Raw genomic sequence first — 16,561 nt, 5'->3', positions numbered from 1 at the left:
TCGGGGGAGAACAACCATGCTCCAGATGAACAAGCCCGCCGTCCCCTATCGGCTGGGCAAGCATGACAAGGTGATCCTGAACAACCGGCCCTATCGTGCCGCTTCTGTCAGCGATCGCGGATACGTAATGGCTCGCACCGACCAGGACGATCTGCAGGAATTCTTCACCCACGCGGATCTTGCGAACCATGTCCGTGCCGGCAGCCTTTCCTGGGCCAAGGATTTCTACCTGCCCACGACTGCCATCCGCATGGCAAAGGGCCAGGACGGCATGCTGGGCGACCTGCCGGCGCGGGAGCAGAGGCGGGTTATGGTCCGGACCGAGTTCTGCCGGCGGTTCATGCAGCTTGAGAAAGCCCGCAGGGACGTGACCCGATCGGACGAGTCCATGCGGAAGGCGATCCTGGAGATCGCGCCGTCGATCGTCATGCTGCAGGTTCAGGACGCCGGGTCGAAGGGGTCGTGCGTGACCGATACCAAGGTCTTCCCGCCCCCGACGCCGTCGACGCTCCGGCGGTGGCTCCGTGATTTTGCCGCGGGCGGTTATGTCGCCGCAGCGCTGTCCGCCAATTTGGCTGCCCGGGGCAACAGGACGCCCCGCAAGGGGCCGGAAGAGTGGGAGTTGGTCGACGCGCATGCCCGCAACTACGCCAGCGCGAACCGCGATACCAAGCGCATGGTGTTCCGGGACTACCAGGCGGCCCTGGCCCGGAGGAACGAGGAACTGGCCGCCCAGGGTGTGCCTGCGCTGACGGGGGTGAGCTACCAGACGTTCCGGCTCAGGATGGCCAAGATTCTGGATCCCTTCCAGCTGACGGCGGCGCGCCGTGGTCGGGAGGTCGCCCGGCGGAAGTTCGCGATCATCCATGGCGGCGACGCCGTCCTCCGCCCCCTGGAAAAGGTCGAGATGGACGAGTGCAATGTCCCATTGCAGACTTTGCTCGTCGACATCGGGATCTGGAAGACGCTCAGCCTTGAGCAGCGAAAGCAAGCTGCCCTGGTCAAGCGGGTATGGATCTCGATTGCCATCGATTGCGCCAGCCGGTGCGTGTTGGGATTCCGAATTACGTCGGCTCCGTCGTCGGCGAGCGCCATCTCCACCTTGGCGATGGCTGTCATGGGCAAGTCGGAGATCGCCCGCGCTGCGGGATGCCGGTCGGAATGGTCCATGCACGGCACGCCCGAGGCGGTGTCCATGGATAACGGCACTTCCTTCGCCGCGGCCGCCACGGCGGCGGCGATCTCCGACCTTGGCGCTACCTGCCACTACCCTCCGGCCAAGCACCCGGAGATGCGCGGCCGCATCGAAAGGTTCTTCGGTACGGTGCAGCAGGACTTTTTCCATAACTTTTCCGGGCAGACGTTCGAGAACGTAGTGGCAAGGGGCGACTACGACTCCCAGGCGAATGCCTGCGTCGACCTGGCTACCTTGGAGCGGACGCTGATCCGTTGGATTGTCGATGTCTACCACCATCGGCCCCATCATGAACTCGCCGGTGCGACGCCGTTCCAGATGTGGAAGGAATTGGCCGGGAAATACGGCGTGACGCCGCCCCCCGACCCGACGACGAGGCGCCACATTTTCGGAATCAAGCTGCGGCGGAATGTCGGCGGCAAGGGGATTCGCTGCTTTGGCGTCTACTACCAGTCGGCCGAACTGCAGATGCTGCACCGTCTGGCCCGCGATACCGAAATCGACGTCAAGGTGGACCCGTTCGACTTGGGCGCGATCTCGGTCAAGGGCACCGACGGTTGGATCGTCGCCAAGCCTGCCGTGCAGGGGCTGAAGCTCGACGGTGTGAGCTGCAAGGAGTGGGTCGCGGCATGCCGCTCTCTGAGCCAGCGCAACGCGAACACGGCTGCGCTGACCGCGTACATCGCGAATGCCGCGATTCAGGCGATCCGCGCGGAAGCGGCGTCGGCTGCTGGTGCCGCAGGGCTCCGGGGGCCGGTCTTGGACGCGGAGGAGATGGAAAGGATCCACGATGAAGTCTTCAAGGCCTTCGACTTCCAGGCCCGTGGCGGCGAGGCCGAGGAACTGCCGGGCCTGGAGATGGAGGAATGGGTTGATGCGGATGGCGTGATCCGTGGAGTGCCGCCCGGGAACGAGCCGGCGCCGTTCGATATGCCGGCCGAGGTCGGCGACCTGGGCTTGGATGACTTCAGCGACATTATTCTCAGCACGGAGGACTGAATGGACACGACGTCGGTCGATAGCACCAGCGCCGTCGCGCTGAAGCGCCCAGCGGAGGAAGCCATGAAGATGGCTGCTATTCCGCAGATTCCGCGCAAGTACATCACGACGGCCCGTGACGGCCGGTTCTGCGAGGTCCTGCAGGAATTCGTGAGCGGCACCCTTGCGATGGGCCATACCTCCGAGGAGGACCGGGAAGGCGAAATTCTGGCTGTCACCGGCACGTCGGGGGCCGGCAAATCCCGCCTCATGAAGGAGTCGATCGGGAAGGTCATCGGATTGGAGAAAGGGGATTTCTCGTCTTCCGAGGCGGCCACTGCCAACCTGTGCCGCAAGCTGGATGCATCGACGCCGAACGAGGGGCCTAACCTGCTTGCGTTCCCAGCCCCGTCCCCCTGCACCGGCAAACTGCTTGGCCTGGAATTCCTTGAGCGGACCGGATACTCCGGAATGAGGGCCACCGCGACGGAATCCCAGATCTGGCAGCAGGTCCGGCTTCGCCTGCGGGTCGCAGGCGTCCGGTTCGTCTGGATTGACGAATTTCACCATGCCATGGGTCGTAGCGGCCACACGGACCTGGTCAAGCTTTGCGACAACATGAAGTCCCTTCTCCAGACGGAATGGCCTGTCAGCTTGATCCTGTCCGGGCTGCCGGCCTTGTCCTCGTTCATCGGCTTCGATCGCCAGATTGAACGTCGGAGCCGGACGCATCGCCTGGAACAGCTGGAGTTCCCTGGCGATGCAAGGCTGGTCAAAGGCTTCGTGCAGGAAATCGTTGTCAAGCACGCCGGCATGGCAGTGACGAGGGACATCCTCACGGACGAATTCGCGCATCGTCTGATCGTGGCGGCCGAGGGAGGGCTTGGTTCGGTTGTCGACATGGCGCGAAGCGCCGCGTTCTCGGCGCGGGTCAGGGCCGGCCTGAGCACTGCCGTCGAGGTGCAGGACTTCGCCAAGGTCTATGCCGTGCAGCGTGCATGCTCCCGTGAAGAGAACATCTTCCTGGTGCTGGACTGGCAGCGCGTCGCGCCGTCCGGTTCCCGCATTGGGGATGGATTGCAGATGGCTAATCGGAAGACGCGCGGGGGGAAGAAATGATCAGGCGGGCCTGGATTCTTCCCTTCCACGACGATGAAACCCCCGGCGGCTATTGTTCCAGGCTGGCGGCTTGGAACGGCTGCGCCGACGTTTCTGACTTCTGTTCGGACATGGGCCTGTCTTACTCCGATATCGTCAATGGAAACGACGCTGCGCTCCAGATCCTGGGCAGCCTGACCGGGGTGGATGTCGCGGCGTTCAGGAGGAACTCGTTCATCAAGGTAGCACCTCGGATCTTCGCAGTTCGTGACGATGCAGAAATTTCAGCTCATTCGCGCCGGAACTATATTCGGGTTTGTCCCCGATGCCTCGCCGATGATATCGCGACCAACCCCAGCCATGGAATTGCAGCACCGTTTCAACGTGTTCATTGGCAACTGTCATGGGCCCGTTCCTGCCCCATTCATGGGCTGTCCCTTATGGTCATTGCCGAAGGCAGGACCGCCGCCCAGCTGGATTTCAGCCGCTCGATCGAGCGGCTGATGGCTGGTTTGGCTATCGACGGCATCGAAACGGTTGCCCTCCCGTCCACGGGGTTGGAGCGATATCTGCTGGGTCGGATTTACGCAGGAAGTGCAAGCAAAGTTGACATCCTGTGGCTGAACGAACTCCCCTTTTACAAAGCGGTTCGACTTTGTGAAGTCCTTGGCGCGGTTTCCCTCTTTGGAGTTGATGTCAGCATCAAGGGAATGGACGAGGCGACGGTAGCTGCTGCTGGCGCTGCGGGCTATGAAATTCTGCTGACAGGTCCCCAAGCATTGCGCGAGATGTTAAGCAAACTGGTAGCCGCGTTTTGGAACATGGAGGGACGGGTCGCGGGGGGAAAACTATTTGGCCTTCTTTATGAATGGCTACAAGATACGATGGCGGATTCTGACTTTGATCCTGTTCGGAATTTCATTCGATCCATTATGCAGGATGGATTACCGGTAGAATCCTTTGTCCCGGTATTCGGCCGGCCAATTGAGGAACGGAAAGTATGGTCAATCCTAACAGCCGCTCAGGAGTTTAATGTCAAGGTAGAGACATTGCGAAAGTACCTAGTCATGAAAGGCGTGATCGACCGTAGGTATAAAAGCATCCCCAATGAAAAAGTCGTGTTCGATGTTGAAAGCATCGCTCCAATTTTAGAGCCGCTTCGTGGAATTCTATCTTCTAAAGACGCCGCTGCTCACCTTGGAATTCCGTTAACTTCCTTTCGACGCCTCGCTAAGTCAGGCCATATTTCTCCTTATGTTCCAGATGATAATGGCAGTACATGCGATTCACTTTTCTCCAAATCTACCTTGGAGGATTTTTTCAATCGTCTGTTTTCATTCGTGACGATGGAGGAAGCCCAGATCGGCATGTTGGACATCTATACCGCTGCTTCATCCACATCAGCAGATTTAGAAACGGTATTCGAATTACTTTTGGATGGTAAGCTAGTACGTGTTGCGCGCAATGTATTATCTAACGGATGCGCCTCCATTATTGTCGATCCAGAAGAAATTGAGCGAATTATGCAGCACAACAATAAGAAGACTTCATTTACGATTAAGGAGGCGGCAAAATATAAAAAATGGAGTTCAATCACTATTAATTCTCTCACATTGAGGGGAATTCTTCCTTATGAGAACTCAACCTGTAAGAGTGGACAAAAATGTTTATCGATTCATATTGATGATTTAGATAGATTCGACGGAAAGTATATCTCGTTTGAAGGGGCTTGCAAGGAGTATGGATATCGGAACGTTTGCAACATAATCTCAAGTGATGATTTAAAAGTGGCAATCGAATCTGTATATGGCTCTGCCAGATTCTATCTAAGATCAGATTTATCTCGCTTGATTAAAAGTAAATAATTTTGGCCGCCTTTGGGCGGCTTTATTTTTGACAATTTTTGATTTATTTTTCAGTTTCTTTGTGAGTATTAAATTATTTTCTGTTGAGCTTAGCTCTATTCAAATCAGTAACTTACAGATTATTTAGGGCACTATTTTCATTTCGCCACAGTTTTCCCCGATTTTTAACCATGTAAGCATCACAGGGCCCGCCAACAGCGGGAACAGAGCCCGAATCTGAATTCCTTATTCAGGGTCACGGGGGCGGGCGGGGCGAAGGCGGGCGCTGTCATGGGTTCGCGTCCGATAGCGTGGTCAGTTGGCTTTCAGGCGCCGGTCGATGCCGGCCAGAATCGTTTCCGCCAGCTTGTCATAGTCGCCATCGAAATGGTGGCCGCCTTCGGTGGTGACGATCTCGATCCCCGTGCCCGCCAATGTCTCGCACACCCCGTCCTCATCCTCCTTGCCTTCGAAACATTGCAGCAGCGTCGGGTCGATGCGGTCCAGGTCGGGACGGGTGGGCTGGGTGCTTTCGCTGTTGGCGGTCAGAATCTCGCCCACCGTCACCTCGAAATTGGCACGGGCCGACAGGGCCAGCAGGGAAATCTGCGCCACGCTGGCCCGCTGATCGGCAGGAAGCAGGTTGTACAGGGCGGGCATGACGTCGGCGCCGAAGGAATATCCCACCAGCACCACCTTATCGATGCCCCATGCCTGGCGGTAATGGGCGATCAGACGGGACAGGTCGGCGGCACTATCCTCCGGCGAGCGCCAGGACCAGTAATAGCGGAGCATGTCCACGCCCACCGTCGGCACGCCATGGGACTGGAGATGTTCGGCAATGTCCTTGTCCAGATCGCGCCAGCCGCCATCCCCGGAATAGACGATGGCCAGCACGCCATGCGACGCCTGGGCCGGCAGTTCGGTCAGCGGCAGGTCGGACAATGCATCGGCGCCATGTGCGTCGGAGCGCCGCGCCAGTTCGGCCACCAGCCGTTCACCCGGACGGCCGCCGCCGGTGGGCCGGGTCACGGGCACATCCTTGCCCCGCGGGTTGATACAGAGGGGGCGGGGAGGGGGCGCGCCCTTTCCATCATCCACTGCGATGACGCCGCCCAGGATGGCGGGCGTGCCCGTGGCGGCGATGGCCAGCGCCATGTCGGCCGCGGCACCGGTGCCGACCAGGATAGGCAGGGCATATTGTTTCAGACCCAGGCTGCGCTGGGCGGATTGGGATATGTCCTGCACGGCCCAGATGGGATCGATACAGTCGCCCTCGGCCTTGGCGATGCCACCGGTCACCGCCTTCAGGTCCATCCCGATGATCGTGCTGCCTGCATGCACTAGGCGGCGGGCCAGATGGTCGCTGTGCGCATCCCAGCCCTCGGGACCGGAGAACAGCATGATGACGGGACCCTTGCCGCCGCCCTTGCCCTCCATCACCCGCACCGGGCCCAGCAGGTCATTGGGCGGCAGCGTCACGCGCGGGGGCGCGATATCATACCGGTGGGTCCACCAGGCCGGCACCGTCAGGCCGGCCAGTCCCGCCACCAGCAGCACCAAGAGCACGGAACGCGCCTTCATTTGCCCACCACTCCCCGCAAGCCCCCAGCGATCAGCACCGTGATATCGGCCAGCGCCAGCATCGGGTTCAGCCCGCCGGGCACGGCCATGTAGCGCGCCTCCCACTGTGGTCCGAACTTCGATTTGAAGGCGCGCAGCCCGCTGAAATTATAGAACCGGTCGCCACGTTCATAGACGGTGCGGCCCACCTGCTGCCACAGGCCCACGGCACTGGCCGACAGGCCGGACAAGGGTGCCATGCCCAGGTTGAAGCGCAGATAGCCTTCGGCCTTGAAATGCAGGATCAGGCGCAGCAGCAGATATTCCATCACGGCCGGTGGGGCATGGGTGGAGAATCGCATCAGATCGATACTGGCCTCCACCCGCTCCCCCGTCATCATCAGGCTGGCGAAGGCCACGATCCGACCCTCCTGCCGCACCACGGCGACGGGGCGCAATGCGATATAGGCTTGGATGAAGGCGCCCAGGGAGAAACGCTTCTCCCGCACATTATGGGCTGCCATCCAATCGTCCGACACGGCGCGCAACGCATCCAGGATCGCCGGCACACCATCGGCCGGGACCAGGGCGAATTCCAGCCCGGCCTTTTCACAGCGGTTGAAGCTGTTGCGCAGGTTGGCGCGCTTGGCCCCCTTCAGCTCGAAGGTCGGCAGATCGATCCGCGCCTCCTCCCCCAGCTTGAAGGCGACAAGGCCGGCATCGGCGTACAGCGCCAGATTTTCCGGCGCCACCTGGTAGAAGACGGCGCGGCCGCCCGAGGCGCGGGCCATTTCCACGAAGCGCCAGATCAGCGGCGCCCATTCCACCACCGGCCCCACCGGATCGAACAGGGCGATCCAGGACCGTCCCTGGCGGGCATACATGATGAAGGCGCTGCCATTTTCCGCGAACAGCAGCTTCTTGTCGCCCAGCAAGGCCAGTTGCACGCTGGCACGCGGCTGGGCGTCGATGATGGCGAGTGCCTTGGCCAGGGTCGCGGCATCGGGCAGGGCCTGTTCGGCCAGCACGGCGGGGCGCAGCAGCACCCAGGCGGCCCCGACACCGGCCAGCAAGCTTACGCCCAGCAGCGCGCGCAGCGCGCGGGGTGCCTCACCGGAGAAGGCGAACTGCCACCATAGTTCGTGGGCGTAGTCCAGATCCTTGTAGATGAAGAACAGCAGCGACAGGGCGGTGATCAGCAGCAGACCTACAGCCACCAGCCAGGGGCGCGTCAGCGCCTGGTGCAGCAGCGATGCCTTGCGCGTGAACGACCCCCGCGACAGCAGCAGCAGGCCCAGCAGCACGGACAGCAGCACCATTTCCGTCACGGCCAGGCCCTTGGCCAGGGCCAGCACGATGCCGGCCCCCAGCATCGACACCGCCGCCCACCAGGCGCCGTCCAGCCGGTAGGTGATGCCGCGCGCCACCACGAACAGCATCAGCCCCAGCACCGAGGACAGGAAATGCGCGCCCTCGACCAGCGGCAAAGGCAGCCAGTCGGCCAGCAGGCCCAGCCGGGCGTCATCGGCCGGGGTCACGCCGGAAAACACCAGCATGCTGGCCAGCAGCAGGGTCAGTGCCCCCAGCACGGGCGGGGCCAACCGCCGTCCGGCCCTCACCAATCGGGTGCCGGCCAGTAAAACGGCCACCCGCCGCGTCTCCAGCAGCGCCACGATCAGACCGGCCAGCAGCAGCGGCACGACATGGTAGATGACGCGGTAGAGCAGCAGGGCGCCCAGCACGTGCTCGGTATCCGTCCGCCCGCCCATGGCGGCGATCACCACCGTTTCGAATACGCCCAGCCCGGCCGGGACATGGGACAGCACACCCAGACCCACGGCCACGGCATAGATGGCGATGAAGGCCGGCAGGCCGATATCGGTGGTGGGCAGCAGCAGCCACAGCACCGTGCCCGCCGCCGCGATGTCACCCAGCGTGGCCGCGAACTGCACCAGCAGCAGGCGCGGACGCGGCAGATCCACCCGCCAGCGGCCGATGGTGATGAAACGGTGCCGCCCCGCCGCCAGGACCAGGCCGGCCAGCCCCGCCAGGACCAAGGCACCCACGCCATGGCCGATCCAGCCCGGCAGGCCCAGACCGGTCACATCGCCGGCGATGAACAGCCCCAGGGCGGTGATCCCCAGCACCCCCAGCCCGAAGGTGGCGGTGACGAAGCCGACGATGCGCGCCACCTCCTCCGGCTCCAGCCCGTGCGGGGTGTAGAAACGATAGCGGATGGCCCCGGCGGTCAGCGGCCCGAACCCCACACTATTGCCCACCGCATAAGCGCAGAAGGAGGTGAGGCCGATGACCGGGTAAGGCACCCGGCGCCCCACATAAGCCAGCGCCGTCCAGTCATAGAGCGTCAGCGCCAGGAAACTGAGCGCCGTCACACCCAACGCCGCGCCCAACGCCCAGAGTGGGGTGGCGCGCAGAGCGTCCACCACCTCGCGATAGGAGATTTCGGCGGCTAGATGCGACAGGGCGGTCCAGGCGAGCGCGCCCACGGCCAGGATGACGGCACCGGTCGCCCCGCCCTTGGCCCAGGCCCGCCAGGGGGTGGCGGCATCGCTTGCAATGTCAGCCATGGTTCCCCGTGTTTCCTGCACCAAGCCTGTTTCTTGTCAGGCGCTTAGGGTTGTCATCCGCCAACTTCGTGCACACGGCAAGTGACTTCTATGTCATCCTATGACCACTTGTAACAACGAGGGAGCGGTGTCGTGACCGCAGCGGCGCATCCGTCCACCAACAATCTCGACGCCTTCTGGATGCCGTTCACGGCGAACCGGCAGTTCAAGCAGGCCCCGCGCATGCTGGTATCGGCCAGCGGCATGTATTACCGCACCGATGACGGCCGCCAGATTCTGGACGGCACGGCGGGCCTGTGGTGCGTGAATGCCGGTCATTGCCGGCCGGAGATCGTGAAGGCGATCCAGGCCCAGGCGGCGGAGATGGACTATGCCCCGGCCTTCCAGATGGGCCATCCCGGTGTCTTCGACTTCGCGTCCCAGTTGACCGCCTTGCTGCCGCCCGGCCTGGACCATGTGTTCTTCACCAATTCCGGGTCGGAAGCGGTGGATACGGCGCTGAAGGTGGCGCTCGCCTATCACCGGGCGCGGGGCGAGGGGCAGCGCACCCGTTTCATCGGGCGGGAGCGCGGATATCATGGCGTGGGCTTCGGCGGCATCTCCGTCGGCGGCATCGTCACCAACCGCAAGGCGTTCGCCACTATGCTGCCCGGCGTCGATCACCTGCCGCATACCCATGACCGGTCGCAACAGGCCTTTTCCCGCGGGCAGCCGGCATGGGGCGCGCATCTGGCGGACGAGTTGGAGCGCATCGTGGCGCTGCATGATGCCAGCACCATCGCCGCCGTCATTGTCGAGCCGGTGGCCTGTTCCACCGGCGTGCTGGTGCCGCCCAAGGGCTATCTGGAGCGGTTGCGCGCCATCTGCGATAAGCACGGCCTGCTGTTGATCTTCGACGAGGTGATTACCGGTTTCGGCCGGCTGGGCACGCCGTTCGCCACCGATTATTTCGGCGTGGTGCCCGATATCATCACGGCGGCCAAGGGCCTGACCAATGCCACGGTGCCGATGGGGGCGGTGTTCTTCCAGAAGAACATCTATGACGCCTTCATGACCGGGCCCGACCATGTGATCGAGCTGTTCCACGGCTACACCTATTCCGGCCATCCGCTGGCCGCCGCCGCGGGCCTTGCCACCTTGAAGGTGTATAAGGAGGAAGGGCTGCTGACCCGCGCCGCCGATCTTGACCATTACTGGGCCGACGCAGTGCATTCGCTGAAGGATGCCCGCCATGTCGTCGATATCCGCAATCTGGGCCTGATCGGCGCCATCGAGTTGGAGCCGCTGGCCGGCCAGCCGACGAAGCGGGCCTTCGCCACCTTCCTGAAATGTTTTGCGGCAGGTCTGCTGATCCGCACCACGGGCGACATCATCGCCTTGTCGCCACCGCTGATCGTGGAAAAGGCGCAGATCGACCGGATCGTGGGGACGATCCGCGAGGCACTGGCGGACGTGGATTGATGCAACGGGCAAGGGGGACGGGGGTCCATGACGGGAACGGTCGATAAGGGTTCCGATATCTGGAACGAGGATCTGGCGCCGGTGCCGCCGGAGCGGCGGACCTGGAACTGGATCCATTATGCCTCGCTGTGGATCGGCATGGTCATGTGCATCCCGTCATACCTGCTGGCCTCTGGCCTGATCCAGCAGGGCATGTCGGCGGGCCAGGCGGTGGGGACGGTGCTGGCCGGCAATCTGGTGGTGCTGGTGCCCATGGTGCTGATCGGGCATTCCGGTGCCAAATACGGCCTGCCCTTCGCTGTCATCGTCCGGTCCAGCTTCGGCACGCGCGGCAACAAGCTGCCGGCGGCGCTGCGGGCGCTGATCGCCTGCGGCTGGTTCGGCATCCAATGCTGGGTGGGCGGTAGCGCCATCTATGCCATCGCCAACATCATGACGGGTGGGGCACTGGCCGGGGACAAGATCGGCTGGCTGGGCATCGATCCGGGTCAGCTGGTCTGTTTCCTGTTCTTCTGGGCCTTGCATCTCTGGTTCATCCGGCGCGGGCCGGACAGCATCCGCTGGATCGAGACCATCACCGCGCCGTTGAAGATCGTCATCATGCTGGCGCTGCTCTGGTGGGCCTGGGACAAGGCCGGCGGGTTCGGGCATCTGCTGTCTGCCCCCTCGCAATTCGTCACCGGAGGTGCGAAGCAGGGGCAGTTCTGGGCTGTGTTCTGGCCGGGGCTGACGGCCATGGTCGGGTTCTGGTCCACGCTGGCCATCAATATCCCCGACTTCACCCGCTTCGCCAGAAGCCAGAAGGACCAGATGCTGGGCCAGTCGGTGGGCCTGCCCATCCCCATGGCGCTGCTGGCCTTCGTGTCGGTGGCGGTGACGTCGGCCACCATCATCATCTATGGCGAGGCGGTGTGGGACCCGGTAGATCTGGCCGGGCGGCTGGAAGGCATCGCCGTGGCCATCGGCCTGATCATCATCACCATCGATACTTTGTGCGTGAACCTGGCGGCCAACACGGTGGGTCCGGCCTATGATTTCTCCGCCATCTTCCCCCGCCATGTCAGTTTCGCCACCGGCGGCTACATCACGGCCGGCATCGGCATCGCCATGATGCCCTGGAAGCTGATCGAGACGACGGACGGCTATATCTTCACCTGGCTGATCGGCTATGGCGCCCTGCTGGGCCCGCTGCTGGGCATCATGCTGGCCGATTACTGGCTGATCCGCAAACAGGTGCTGAACGTGTCGGCCTTGTTCGAGGTTGACGGGGAATACGGGTTCAAGGGCGGCTGGAACCCGGCGGCCCTGATCGCCTTCATGGTGGCTGTGCTGCCCAACCTGCCGGGCTTCCTGCATGCGGCGTTCCCCGGTGCCTTCACGGGCATGCCAGGCTTTTTCATGGAGATCTACAATCACGCCTGGTTCGTGGGGTTGGGGATTTCGGCGGTCGTGTATCTGGGGCTGATGCGGGGGCGGTGACAAGGCTGCCTCTCACAGTGCCGTCCTCACCGACAGCAGTTCGGGGAAGAAGGACAAGTCCAGCGCCTTGACCAGATAAGATACACCGCCGGTGCCGCCCGTGCCCTTCTTATAGCCGATGATGCGTTCCACGGTCTTCATGTGGCTGAAGCGCCATTGCTGGAATCTATATTCCAGGTCCACCAGCTTTTCTGCCAGTTCATACAGTTCCCAATGTGCATGCGGGTCGCGATAGACGGCGGTCCAGGCGGCTTCCACCGCCGCACTGCCCTGATAAGGCTGCGACCAGTCGCGATCCAGGGCGGCATCGGGAATGGCGAAGCCGCGCCGGGACAGCAGCGCCAGGCATTCATCATAGAGCGACGGACTGTTCAGCGCCGTGACCAGCCGTTCATGCAGCGCCGGCATCCCCTGATGCACGGTGACCGTGCCGGCATTCTTGTTGCCCAGCATGAATTCCAGCAGCCGATACTGGTAGGACTGGAAACCGGAGCTTTGGCCCAGATGCGGGCGGATGCGGCTGTAATCGGCGGGCGTCATGGTCGACAGTACGTCCCAGCCCTGGATCAGCTGCTGCTGGATGCGTGCCACCCGCGCGATCATCTTGAAAGCGGGACCCAGATCGTCCTGACGGACCTGTTCGCGCGCCGCCGCCAGCTCATGCAGGCACAGCTTCATCCACAGTTCCGACGACTGGTGGATGATGATGAACAGCAGCTCGTCATGCTCGCCGGACCGCGCATGCTGGCAGGAGAGGAGCTGGTCCAGCCCCAGATAGGCGCCATAGGACAGGTCGGGTGCCTGATGCACCCCTTCTTGGGACAGATCGACGGCGTTGGGCTTCATGGGGCAGGGCACCGGCTGGGTTGGAATGCCGGGACCATTTCACTTGCAACGATGGCCGTCAATAGCAGCCCTCAGGCCACACTCATCGCGCCATGCGGTTCTGGCGGCCGGGCAGCCTCGAACCGCACGCGGTTGCGGCCCAGGCCCTTGGCCACGTACAGCGCGGCATCGGCGCGCGACATCAGATCATCAAGTCCGCGATCGCCGGGGGCAAGTGTGGTGGCGCCGATGCTGGCGGTGAAGGCCGGGTAGGTGTCGCTGCGGTCGGCCTCCAGCATGGCGCGCAGCTTTTCCGCCACCAGCAGCGCCCCGGCCTCGCCAGCACCCGGCAGCAGGATGGCGAATTCCTCCCCGCCCGTGCGGCCGACCATATCGCCCTGTCGTAGGGCCATCTGGGCCAGTTCGGCGAAGCGGACCAGGACGGCGTCGCCCGTGGCATGGCCGAACCGGTCATTGATGGATTTGAAATGATCCAGATCGACCAGCAGGCAGGAAAGATCCGTCCCGTCGCGCCGCGCCTGGATGATGGCGCTTTCGCCGCTATCGACCAGGAAGCGGCGGTTGGGCAGGCCGGTCAGCCCGTCGCGCGTGGCCAGATCAAACAGGCGGCCGGCATAAAGCCGGATGCGCGTCACCATGGGCCGGAAGATGAAGAAGGCTTCGGCCAGAAGCGTGGTCAGCAGGATGGCCAACACCACCTTCTGCGCCTCGCGCAGCCAATGGGTTCGGCCATTGGCCTCCGTCTCGAATATGGTGACGGCATGGTCCAGGGCCGGCAGCAGCGTATCGCGTGCAGCCCTGTGGAAGCGGCCATAGGCGGCGGGATCGCCGGTATCGGCAAACAGGGCGGCATCTGCCAGGAAGGCATGCACGGCGGCGTCCAGGGGCGTCGGGCCCTGGAAATAATGGGCGCCGGCGTCCTTTGACAAGGGATTGGAGATACCCAAATCATTGCCATGAACCAGCGCATCCTGTGACCGGCGCATCAGCGCGATGGCATCGATCAGCGGCTGGCGGGCACTTTCGTTGCCCTGGTGCAGGTCGGTACCCAGCAGGGCGATGCGTTGCGACAGCATGCGCTGACGTCCGGCGACATTGATGATGGTGGCAGCGTCGCGCTGTTCGGCGATGACATTGTCCAGCAGCAGATGCACGCCGCCCGACAGCAACGCGATCAGGGTCAATGCGATCACATAGCCGGCCGTCAGCCGGCCCACTACATGGCGATCCGCGGTCAATGCATCCTCCCCCAAGGTCTGCGCCCTCAATGCTCCATCAACTAAACCCAGGCGACGATCAGGGAAACAGTCCAATCGCATAGGTTTAGAAGGAACCACCGGGGTTGGGGAGTTGGTTGGCACAACATATCCGATGACGGATGTATTTTCCCTGTGCTAGGGTCCGCGACCTTGCCAAGAAGCGTTAACCAAGAACAGGCAGCGATCCCATGCCCTCAACGATGACTTTCCGGCGCGTCCCGGCCCTGTCGGCTGCGGTGCTGCTGACCTGCGCGCCCCTGGCGGCGGCGCAGAATGCCGGCGATGATAATGTCGTGCGCAACGCCGTCGATGCCTTCGGCCTGCGCGTCGGCACTGAGTCCATCGGGCTTTATGATGAAGGCAATGTTCGCGGATTCAGTCCCGACAGCGCGGGCAATATCCGGCTGCAGGGGCTCTATATCTCCCAGCAGGGTGAGCTTTCCGACCGGGTGGTGGAAGCGTCCAGCATCCGGGTGGGCCTGAATACCGTCGGCCTGCTGTTCCCGGCCCCATCGGGCATCGCCGATCTGGCCTTGCGCGATCCGGATGCGACCGGGGCGGAACTGACGCTGGGCATCGATCCGTTCAGATCGCCCTTTATGGAACTGGACACGGGCTATGTCTCCAGCGACGCGCGGTTCCGGCTCTCGGCCGGGGTCGCGGGCAGTCCGGATCATAATGGTGGCTTTGGCGGGGATTATCGCGGCTGGTCGGCGGGCCTGGTGCCGCGCCTGAAGCTGGGGGAGGATGTGGAGATCACGGCCTTTGCCGACTGGGACCGCATGCATGACAGCGAAGTGGTGCCCAGCTATCTGCCGGGTGGCCCCTATCTGCCGCCCCGCGTGAACCGGGATGTGGACCATTCTTTGCCGTGGGCCGATTGGGCGTATGAGACGGAAAATCAGGGCCTGATCCTGGATGCGGGCCTGGCCGAGGGGCTGGTGGCGCGGGCCGGGCTGTTCCGGTCGGTGCACCGGCTGCCCTATGACGCCTTCGCCCTGATGGCGGTGGACCCGGACCGGCAGGGACGGATGCTGCATGTCCTGCTGCCCGCCACCCGCTATGAAGCCCTGTCGGGGGAGGCGTCGCTGGCCTATCAATGGCTGGACGGCAAGGCCGGCCATACGCTGAGCCTGGCCGGGCGCGGCCTGTCCAAGAAAAGCCACAAGGGCGGGGATGTGGAGGTCGATTACGGCCCCTGGCCCCTGGATGCGCCTCCGTCGGTGACGCGGCCCAATGTGGATTTCGACGTGCCCCAGGATGTGGACCGGGTGCAACAATATACGCTGGGCCTGGCCTATAACCTGTCCTGGGATGGGCGGCTGGATGTGGGTGCAGGGCTGCAGAAGGCCGATTACGCGAAGACGACGCGGCCCGGTGCCGGCGGCCGGGCGCATGGATCGTCGGCCCCCTGGCTTTATAACGCGGTCGCGGCCTGGCGGTTCGACAATGGCCTGGTCACCTATGCCAGCTATTCGCGCGGGCTGGAGGAAAGCGGATCGGCCCCCATCACCGCCGTGAACCGCAACGCGGTGCTGCCAGCGGTGAAGACCACGCAGCGCGAGCTGGGGGTACGGGTCGGGCTGGGGCCCATGGTGCTGACCAGTTCCGTCTTCGATGTGCGCCGCCCCTATGACGGGGTGGATGCGGACGGTATCTACGGCTTCCTGGGCACGGTGCGGCACCGGGGGGTGGAGGCGTCGCTGTCCGGCAACCCGGCGCCCGGCCTGTCGGTCGTACTGGGGGCCGTGCTGCTGGACCCGGTGGTGCAGGGGCCGGAGGTGCGTGATGGCCTGATCGGGCGGCGGCCCGTGGGGCAGACAAAGCTGCAATGGCAGGCCAGCCTGGATTATGCGCCGGACTTCCTGGCAGGGCTGTCGGTGGATCTGACCGTGGACCACCGGGCGAAGACCACGGCGCGCGGCGACAATCTGGCCGATGCGCCGGATTATACGCTGGTCGATCTGGGCCTGCGGCGGGACGTGGATATGTGGGGACGGGAGGTCAGCCTGCGCGCCCAGGTACAGAACCTGTTCGACGGCTATGGGTGGGACGTCAATGGCGATGGGGAGTATGAGCCCCTGACCGGCCGGGCTTGGCGGATGGCGGCAACGACACGGTTTTAGAGTCTGTCAGATTTAAATAGAATCACCATTTTATCCGCCTTCCCGGCGAAGGCCGGGACCCAGGGGCCACAGGATCAAATCTATACGCAGCGTCTATCAAATCTGCCGATAAGTCGGGCGCTTG

The 16,561-nt window shown here is 63.2% G+C and carries 10 protein-coding genes; 6 read left to right on the top strand and 4 right to left on the bottom strand.

What is annotated here, in order from left to right; translation table 11 throughout:
- Positions 1 to 16 precede the first annotated feature (16 nt).
- The 3 genes from AC1Q7F_RS03785 to AC1Q7F_RS03775 are packed head-to-tail and all read left to right on the top strand — an operon-like array spanning position 17 to position 5,136.
- Complete coding sequence (locus AC1Q7F_RS03785; RefSeq protein ID WP_492503956.1) at positions 17 to 2,194, top strand: TnsB C-terminal domain-containing protein; 2,178 nt, start codon at positions 17 to 19, stop codon at positions 2,192 to 2,194.
- On the top strand, positions 2,195 to 3,292 hold the full coding sequence (locus AC1Q7F_RS03780; protein WP_492503954.1) for an ATP-binding protein: 1,098 nt from the start codon (positions 2,195 to 2,197) through the stop codon (positions 3,290 to 3,292).
- Entirely contained in the window at positions 3,289 to 5,136 is a 1,848-nt protein-coding gene (locus AC1Q7F_RS03775; protein WP_492503952.1) for a TniQ family protein, read from the top strand. Before AC1Q7F_RS03780 ends, AC1Q7F_RS03775 begins: the two co-directional genes overlap by 4 nt.
- Positions 5,137 to 5,430: 294 nt before the next feature.
- Here AC1Q7F_RS03775 and AC1Q7F_RS03770 read toward each other — a convergent pair whose 3' ends face one another.
- Entirely contained in the window at positions 5,431 to 6,699 is a 1,269-nt protein-coding gene (locus tag AC1Q7F_RS03770) for a virulence factor family protein (protein WP_492503950.1), read from the bottom strand.
- Entirely contained in the window at positions 6,696 to 9,266 is a 2,571-nt protein-coding gene (gene mprF / locus AC1Q7F_RS03765; protein ID WP_492503948.1) for a bifunctional lysylphosphatidylglycerol flippase/synthetase MprF, read from the bottom strand. Before mprF ends, AC1Q7F_RS03770 begins: the two co-directional genes overlap by 4 nt.
- A 132-nt stretch (positions 9,267 to 9,398) precedes the next feature.
- On the opposite strand from mprF, the gene aptA reads away from it, so the two are divergent.
- Both aptA and AC1Q7F_RS03755 read left to right on the top strand, forming a co-directional pair.
- A complete protein-coding gene (aptA, locus tag AC1Q7F_RS03760) occupies positions 9,399 to 10,727 on the top strand; it encodes an omega-aminotransferase AptA (protein ID WP_492503946.1) in 1,329 nt (442 codons plus the stop codon).
- A gap of 27 nt (positions 10,728 to 10,754) precedes the next feature.
- A complete protein-coding gene (locus AC1Q7F_RS03755; RefSeq protein ID WP_492503944.1) occupies positions 10,755 to 12,206 on the top strand; it encodes an NCS1 family nucleobase:cation symporter-1 in 1,452 nt (483 codons plus the stop codon).
- 12 nt (positions 12,207 to 12,218) lie between these two features.
- Here AC1Q7F_RS03755 and kynA read toward each other — a convergent pair whose 3' ends face one another.
- Positions 12,219 to 13,052 (bottom strand): tryptophan 2,3-dioxygenase, encoded by an 834-nt coding sequence (gene kynA / locus AC1Q7F_RS03750; RefSeq protein WP_492503942.1) that lies wholly within the window; start codon positions 13,050 to 13,052, stop codon positions 12,219 to 12,221.
- A 71-nt stretch (positions 13,053 to 13,123) separates the two neighbouring features.
- Positions 13,124 to 14,290 carry a GGDEF domain-containing protein gene (locus AC1Q7F_RS03745; protein ID WP_492503940.1) on the bottom strand — a complete coding sequence of 389 codons (1,167 nt, stop codon included), beginning with the start codon at positions 14,288 to 14,290 and terminating at the stop codon, positions 13,124 to 13,126.
- Positions 14,291 to 14,499: 209 nt separating this feature from the next.
- On the opposite strand from AC1Q7F_RS03745, the gene AC1Q7F_RS03740 reads away from it, so the two are divergent.
- Positions 14,500 to 16,437 (top strand): TonB-dependent receptor domain-containing protein, encoded by a 1,938-nt coding sequence (locus tag AC1Q7F_RS03740; RefSeq protein ID WP_492503938.1) that lies wholly within the window; start codon positions 14,500 to 14,502, stop codon positions 16,435 to 16,437.
- The last annotated feature ends 124 nt before the right edge of the window (positions 16,438 to 16,561 follow it).

The sequence above is a fragment of the Niveispirillum sp. GW835-FHT14G11 genome (assembly GCF_058793615.1).
Note: the sequence above shows the minus strand (reverse complement) of the source record. Positions and strands in the feature narration are given on the sequence as shown.

What these genes read in the sequence shown, in the direction of transcription:
- kynA (WP_492503942.1), bottom strand. Translation starts at nt 13,052, where the DNA reads ATGAAGCCCAACGCCGTCGATCTGTCCCAAGAAGGGGTGCATCAGGCA.
- AC1Q7F_RS03775 (WP_492503952.1), top strand. Translation starts at nt 3,289, where the DNA reads ATGATCAGGCGGGCCTGGATTCTTCCCTTCCACGACGATGAAACCCCC.
- AC1Q7F_RS03770 (WP_492503950.1), bottom strand. Translation starts at nt 6,699, where the DNA reads ATGAAGGCGCGTTCCGTGCTCTTGGTGCTGCTGGTGGCGGGACTGGCC.
- AC1Q7F_RS03755 (WP_492503944.1), top strand. Translation starts at nt 10,755, where the DNA reads ATGACGGGAACGGTCGATAAGGGTTCCGATATCTGGAACGAGGATCTG.
- mprF (WP_492503948.1), bottom strand. Translation starts at nt 9,266, where the DNA reads ATGGCTGACATTGCAAGCGATGCCGCCACCCCCTGGCGGGCCTGGGCC.
- AC1Q7F_RS03740 (WP_492503938.1), top strand. Translation starts at nt 14,500, where the DNA reads ATGCCCTCAACGATGACTTTCCGGCGCGTCCCGGCCCTGTCGGCTGCG.
- AC1Q7F_RS03785 (WP_492503956.1), top strand. Translation starts at nt 17, where the DNA reads ATGCTCCAGATGAACAAGCCCGCCGTCCCCTATCGGCTGGGCAAGCAT.
- AC1Q7F_RS03780 (WP_492503954.1), top strand. Translation starts at nt 2,195, where the DNA reads ATGGACACGACGTCGGTCGATAGCACCAGCGCCGTCGCGCTGAAGCGC.